At 68.7% G+C, this 6953-nt stretch carries 6 protein-coding genes; 4 read left to right on the top strand and 2 right to left on the bottom strand.

What is annotated here, in order from left to right:
• Positions 1-112 precede the first annotated feature (112 nt).
• The 4 genes from CLV37_RS27300 (at position 113) to CLV37_RS26665 (ending at position 4737) form a co-directional block, all read left to right on the top strand.
• A complete protein-coding gene (locus CLV37_RS27300; RefSeq protein ID WP_146149637.1) occupies positions 113-559 on the top strand; it encodes a hypothetical protein in 447 nt (148 codons plus the stop codon).
• Between the two features lie 298 nt (positions 560-857).
• Complete coding sequence (locus CLV37_RS27295; protein WP_170127542.1) at positions 858-2279, top strand: competence protein CoiA family protein; 1422 nt, start codon at positions 858-860, stop codon at positions 2277-2279.
• A gap of 33 nt (positions 2280-2312) precedes the next feature.
• Positions 2313-3608 carry a winged helix-turn-helix domain-containing protein gene (locus tag CLV37_RS26670; protein ID WP_106215770.1) on the top strand — a complete coding sequence of 432 codons (1296 nt, stop codon included), beginning with the start codon at positions 2313-2315 and terminating at the stop codon, positions 3606-3608.
• Between the two features lie 214 nt (positions 3609-3822).
• The gene (locus CLV37_RS26665) at positions 3823-4737 is read left to right on the top strand and encodes a hypothetical protein (protein ID WP_146149635.1); all 915 of its coding nucleotides are present in this window, start codon (positions 3823-3825) and stop codon (positions 4735-4737) included.
• Between the two features lie 121 nt (positions 4738-4858).
• On the opposite strand, the gene CLV37_RS26660 is transcribed toward CLV37_RS26665, so the two are convergent.
• Positions 4859-5605: a DUF6308 family protein gene (locus CLV37_RS26660; protein WP_106215768.1), complete on the bottom strand. Its 747-nt coding sequence runs from the start codon at positions 5603-5605 to the stop codon at positions 4859-4861.
• A gap of 166 nt (positions 5606-5771) precedes the next feature.
• Positions 5772-6527, bottom strand: a complete 756-nt coding sequence (locus CLV37_RS26655) for an SOS response-associated peptidase (RefSeq protein ID WP_106215767.1) — start codon at positions 6525-6527, stop codon at positions 5772-5774.
• Positions 6528-6953 lie beyond the last annotated feature (426 nt).

The following is a 6953-nucleotide window of genomic DNA, read 5'->3' as shown; positions in this document are numbered from 1 at the left end:
GAAGTGTTCCCACGCTCACCGACGCTGCCGTGCCTCACCCCTCTGACCGCCAGACCCGAACGGGTGGGGCACCAACTTCAGCCGTAGATCACTAGTGCTCGACGACTGCAGCGTGACCGACGACTTTCACATCGTCGGGTCGGAGTTCGTCTATGGAGTCTCTTGTCAAGGAGTGACAGTTGAAGGAGAACTTCTCCTGTCGATCTCTGGATACCTTGACGTGAGCGGTCTCCTTGTGCGAGATGGTGCCAACGTCTCGCTTGCCCCTCGACTCGGCGAGTTTGGGGAAGGCGAAATATTGGTCACTGGCAGGAAGATAGTTGTCAGTAATCAGGGTGAGCTGATTGTTTCGATCCACCCTAGTCATGTAGCGGGCTCTATGGATCTGGCGGATCTGGAGGTGAAGCGCGGGGGAGACGTTCACTTCAGGAGTTCAAGATCGAGCAGCGACTCTGGCGTCTACGCTCCCGGGATCGTTCTACTCCCTGGTGCAAGGATCCAACACGATGAGGATGTTCGCATCGACCCAGCGCTGGAGGAGGCGGTGACGTTCTCATAGGTGCTTTGGGTCTCGGCGGGTCGCCGCGGGCCCATCACGCCTCCGTGCGCGGCGTGTCGGTGCCCTCCGGCACTGTGCTCTAGTGGTGACTACTGGCCCGGACCGCTCGCTCAAGTCCTCGCGTATCTCCAGGCACCTGCGCCGGGCAGTCACCGATGGACCGGCAGGTACTCAGGCGGTGAGTGCGCCCAGTCGTCGCGAGGCAGCGTGGAGGCTGCAAACCGCGCACCCGCAAGGATTCTGGTGCAGCAGCGCAGCAGGCGGGTGTGGACAGGCGCTGGTCTTGGCCGCAGGCGCAGTGCGGGCTCCTTACTTCCGCCACGCCTCAGGTCAGATCCGTGACTGCCTTTCCTTTCGTGACGAGCACGCCCTTGAACGCGGCTACCTTCACCTGGTCATCCAGCTGCAACTGCACCGCTGGCTGATCAATCAGGGTTACGAGGTCACCCTGGAGCATCGCTTCACCGACGCCAGCCGCGCCGATGTCCACGTCACCGCCCACGGTCATGACAGCGGCCGCGCTTCTGCACACGCTGCCGCTCCCGCCCGCGGACACAACGCGACTGCCGGAACCTGCGATGCCGCACCCGCGCCGGAGGACGTGCATATCCGTTGGACCATCAGTGATCCCGGCGCCGGATTCGACCTGGACCTCCCCGTGCGCAAGGACCCCACAGTGTCGAGCCCGGAGCCGGTAAGCCCCCGACTGGAAGGCTCAGGCGCCTTACAGCCCGGTACTCAGACGCTGGAGGTGCAGCTGTCGGCGATCAGCTACCAGGACCTGCTGCGTCGCGATGCGCGCTACCGCCGCCACACCGGACATGTGACGTGGCTGTTCGGAGGACGGGCGCGAGCACTGGCAGGCATCCAGCGCGAACAACACGGCGTCAGCTTCGGGTTGTGGCCCCGCCCCCGTCACAGCAGCACCACTCCCCATGACGAGCGCCCCAGCGTCCCCGACCGCGTCCTCGGCGGCGCTCTTCGCGCCGCCGAGAAGAGCGGACGCGAACTAGCAACCGCCGCGTCCGGTGACACGACGCGCGAGGCGGAAGACGACGAGGTCGAGGTCTGGATCGGCACCTGCCACCCCGGTGACCAGACCCACTGGGTGCCCCTGCACCAGTGCGTCCTGCAGGCCGATGGCCTGTGGACCCCGACCCGAGATCAGGCCCTGGCCGAGCACCACGCCGCCGAAGCGGCCCGAGTGGCCCGCGAAGAACGCGAGCAGCTGCGAGCTCGACTCGAGGCACAGCAGCGTGAACGTGAGCGGGCCGCCCTCGCCGAACGCCTGCGCCGGCATCACCTACACCACGACCAGTCCGGTCAACACGACGGACCCGGTGATGCAGCTCCACCCGGCTACGGCGCCAGGGGGCCTGGACGTCATCGCCCCCTGCAGCCGCCACGGCCAGGCCCCACGCAGTACACCGCGGGCTTCCTGAGCATCCATCCCGAGGTCAAACACTTCGCCCTCCCCGCGAGCGGAGGCTGGCTGCACTCGCTGCCCAAGCAGCTGCAGGAGCCGGCGCGACTGATCGCCTACCGCGTCAGCGTGCTGCAGGCCAGCGGCCCGCTGAGCGACCTGGGCTTCCTGGACGTCGCCGACCCCGAACGCCTGATCCCACACGCGTTGCAGCACGCAGGGGTCATCACCCTCGGACCTCTCAACTGGTCCCGGCGAGGTCCAGAGAGCCGCACAGACTCACCTACCGACGGCTGACGCCAGGACCACTGCTCCTGCTACGGTTCACTTATGAGTCTGTGGGGATCAATAACGGGTCAGACCGCACCACCGGCACCCCCGACGACGGACGCCGCCCTCTACGAGATTGGCGCCGCCGGCGCCAGCCTCCTAGCCGCCATCTGCCGCTTCGGCGACGACGGCCGATCCATCTCCGAACTGGCCCAAGCCTCCGCAGTCCCCAAGGCCACCGCCTCCCGCACCGCCGCACGTTTGGTCGAGGCCGGACTCATCGAAGACCGTGGCAGCGGCCGCGAGCGCCAGCTGGTGCTGAACCGCGCCAGCCCGCACCTGGGCGAGATCAGTGCCCTGTTGTGGCTGACGCATGGAGTCAACCTTCCCCCTGAGCCGGGCACCCCGACCCACCTCTCCGGCTTCGAGCAGGCCCGGTGGACGCCCTTCGCAGTCGATGGGGACGTGGCCCGGTCGGTGCCGGCGATGCTGCGCAGCGAGCCCTACAGCGGCGCTCGCGAGCTGCCTGGGGAGAGCTACGACGGGCCGAACGTGAGCACCGCTCGAGCTGAGGTGCTGCGCCTGCGGCGGTTGCGTTCGCGCATCGTGCGCTTCGAGCCGTGGCTGCAGACGACCTACTACAAGGGCAGCCGCGAACGTGATCGTGACCTCATCCACCTGACCATCGGCCAGGACGTCGCCGCCGCCCAGGCGCAGAACTCCTTGACCTTCAGCGCCGGGGACGGCGCACGGGAGGGGTACATCGGCCGGCTGGCCTGGGCTCACGCGATCTACTGCTTGGACGCCGAGGTGGTCTGGCTTCTTCGCGTGGGCCAGCTGCTGGAGCAGGTGAGCAACGCCAGCACCGTGATGCACAAGCATCGCCACCAGGTCGAGCTGCTGCGTGAGCGTGTCGAGGCGGTCACCGCTCACGCTGAACGCGCCGGCAGCCATGGCGACGGCAGCGTCAGCGACGACAGCGGCGCTGGTGAGGAGTCGGCCGGCCCGGACGCTGCTGATGAGGCCGGTGCGCGCGCGCGGGACCGGGACGCGCGAATCGCTCAGCGGAACCTGGCTGCGCTCCAGCAGGAGTTGGCAGCCCGCCGAGCTGATCTCGCTGCGGCGCAGGACGCGTTGGACGGCTTCTACCGCCACGGTGGGACACCGGGGGTGCACGAAGTCGGAACGGCGGGGGAGGGCTTGATCAGTGTGCAGGCCTTGGCGACGGCGCGAACCTACGCCGAGCAGGTACGCCAGATGGCCGCCCAGCCCAGTTTCGTGGCATGGCGTGAACAGCACCCTGAGGTGGCAGACCAGTTCCCGTTGACCTCCCTGCAGCAGGCCCTGCCGTCCTGAGCGGTGCCCGTCTGAACGATGCCGTGACGGTGCTCTCGCCGCCTTCGCGGCCGGTCCTCAGCGAACTGGCGTTGTCCCTCGACCGGGCTCGCGCTCACAACCTCGATCACCTCACCTGACCCGCACCCTTGCGTGTCGCCCCCGCAGCGGGCCCGCGTCAGCCAGCGATCAGCCCAACCGCCCCGAACTCGTTCTGTCGAAGGAGCTTTCGTCCATGAGCCGACGATCCTGGTTCCGCGAGCGCCGGCGGCTGCGGCTGGACCCGTCGAGAGCCCACGAGACCATCAACCAGGCGTACACAGTGCCCCTGCACGATCGCCGCCGCCGCGGCCGTCGCGGCCATCCTCGTGGCGGCCCGTACGGCGACCGTGGCTCCAGCACCATGGAGACGGTGCTACCCGTTCTGCTCACGGCCACGTTCGTCATCGTGTGCGCGATGCTTCCCAACCTTGCGGCCCTGCACAGCCTGCACGACGGTGCTGGCGTGACCGCGGTCTGGAGCCTCCGGATGCACTGGTCGTGGCCGGGGATGGGTGTCGGCCTCGCGGTCTCAGCGCTCGCCGCCGCCGCATGGGTCGTGGGCATCCGGATCAAGGAAGCCAGCGGCAGTCGTCGCGTTCGGATCGTCCGGCACGAGTACGGCCCCCTCCTCGCCTCCTGGATGGGCTTGAACCACGCGGGAGAGCTGAGTGAGCGCGAACTGCTCACCTGGAACCGAGCGCACGAGGCGTGGAGCCCAGGCCAGCAGCAGACACTGACCCTGGAACAGGCGCGCAACTGGGCCGACGCCGGGATCGGGTTCCCCACCGCCCTCATCGCCTTGCAGCACGGGATCAACATCACGCAGGTGACCTCGCTGGTGCAGGCCGTCACCCCGGTCATGCAAGCTGCCGGCGCATGGGGCCCGCACGGACAGCGTCCTCGACCGCGCCAGATCCACGACCTGTTCGGCGAGCACCTGGACGAAACACCCCCCTACCGGTACCCGGTACTACACCGCTGGCTGAGTTTCAGCCTCCAGGAAGTGCGCGACGCCGTGCAGGTCGAACTCGCCCAAGACCCGGACAGCCCACGGCAGGCCGAGATGGCGCTGTACACGCTGGAGCGACGCCGCAACGGGCGCGGGTGACGACGTCAACGCCTCGCGGGCGAGCGCCGACTCCAGGTCCGTCCACCCCGACTGCAAGCTGCGCCCCGCAGACCCATCCCCGCTCTGGTCGGCCAGACTCCTCACGACTCACCGCGGGGACTCAGGACGCTGAGGCCGGCAAACCCGCCTCCACGGTCGCCAAGCCCGGGCAGGCCCGGACGTTGTGCTGGCGGTGATGACGCATCCACACGATGACGTCCAGGACCCGCAGCACGCGGACGCCCTCGTCCACTCCCGCCTGCTCACGCGCTGCCGCCAGCCGCCCGGCCAGATCGGCCCCAGCATCAGCGAAGTGCTCGACCAGCCACGCCCACGGTTGCTGCGGGTAGCCGAAGGCGCAGCGCACCACGCGGTCGTAGACCGGCACCAGCGCGGGACGCTTGCGGGCCAGCAGCTTCGCCGCCGAGACCCACCCCAGGCCCCGTTGAGCGTTCAGCAGCTCCCACGCCTGCCACAGCGGCTGATCCGGGCCCATGCGCTCAGCGGCATCGGGGTCGGTGATCGAGACCTCCCGTGGCACCTGCGCCAGCAGCTGAGCGACCTGGTCGCCAACCTCACCCTCCAGCAAGGCCAGGACAGCCTCGCCCAGGACGGAGACGCTCAGGAGCGTGAGTGCGGCGATGTCGTCAGCGTGCACCGCGAAGGCGGTCTGGGCGCGGTCGCCACCACCTGCCAAGGCCTCGAACCGGGCACCGGTCCACGCCGGCCTTCCCTCACCGGTGCGCGCGGTGAGGTAGGCCCGCAGGTCCGCAACGGCTTCCTCACCCTCGACCAGTGCCAGCAGCTCAACCCTGGACAGCGGAGCGCGTGATTGAGAAAAAGGGGGGCGGGCGGTGCGGCGAGGCATCGCACCACCTTGGCGCTCGCCGTCCTCGATCTGCGCGTTCAGGCGTGGGAGCCGGGGCTGCGCCGAGAGGACGGCACGGCGAAGGAGCGTGAGTAGACGCTGTACCGCGGCGCTCGATGCCGACGTCGGCTGCGGTGCTCGCCTGAGACGCCCCGACCGTGGGCCGTCAGGCGGGCGTCTCAGGGGCCGGGGTCAGCAGGTCCGGGGTGTTGTTGCGGGGTGAGTTGACCGCAGTGGACACCTCGTGGGTGGCCAGCCGCGGTTCGGGCAGGGCGTCGAGGACCTGCTGGACGAGGTCGAGGTCGGTGAGGGTGGGGTCCAGCCAGTCGTCACGCATGTCCGCCGGGACGATGACGGGGGTGCGGTCGTGGATGCGCCCGAGGGCGTCGCTGGCCTGGGTGGTGAGGATGGTGAACGTCCACAGCCAGCGGTCGGGGTCGTCCTTCTCCTTGGCGGGGTCGGGCCACAGTTCGTACAGGCCGGCGAAGGCCAGGATGTCGTTGGTGATGTCGTCGGTGCCGTCGTCGTGTTCGGCGTGCAGGAAGTGCGGGACCTTCTGCGCGCGTCCTTCGCGCTTCTCCCACTCGTAGTACCCGTCGGCGGGGACCAGCAGGCGCCGCTTGGCTGCGGCGCGCTTGAACGCGGGTTTGTCGGTGATGGTCTCCACGCGGGCGTTGACCATCCGGTTGCCGATCTTGGTGTCCTTGGCCCAGACGGGCACCAGGCCCCAGCGCAGCGTGCGCAGCTGGCGGGTGGGTTCGGCGTCGGGGTCCTCGCGTGGGGCGCGTTCGAGGACGGCGCGGGCGTCTTGGGTGGGGGCGATGTTGTAGGAGGCCGGCAGCGGGTCGCCGACGATTTCGGCGACGTCGAACAGGTCGACGAGTTCGGGGTCGGGGTGCGAGCGTGCGTAGCGGCCACACATGCGTCGAAGTGTGCTCCACCGTGCCGGTCCCTGCACGGCAGCCCCGCGCCGCCAGCGTTGTGCTGGCCGGCGCATCTTCTAGCGCGTCGGATGCCGGCATCGTGCCTGACGGTGGGGTAGGTCAGTGACCTCCGCGCAGGATGATTCCGTCGGAGGGCCATTCGGGGCGGGGGTCGTTGCCCCAGCTTTTCTGGATCTGCCAGATGTCCTGCTCCTGAGCCATGTCGGCGTAGTGGCGGGCGTAGGCCGGGTCGTTCTGGAGCAGGGCGCGGTGCTCGTCGAGGTGGTCGTAGAGGTTGTTGGTGGCGGTCTCCTTCTTAGTGACTGTTTCAGATGTGCGGTGAGGGCTGCGCCGGCCTGGTCAACCGGCGCAGCATCATCCGCGTGTAGGCAATCTCAACCATGGCGACCGCCGCACTCGCCAAC

This window comes from Kineococcus rhizosphaerae (assembly GCF_003002055.1).
GTDB lineage: Bacteria > Actinomycetota > Actinomycetes > Actinomycetales > Kineococcaceae > Kineococcus > Kineococcus rhizosphaerae.
The sequence above is the reverse complement of the archived record's forward strand: the minus strand, read 5'-3'. Positions and strand labels throughout refer to the sequence as shown.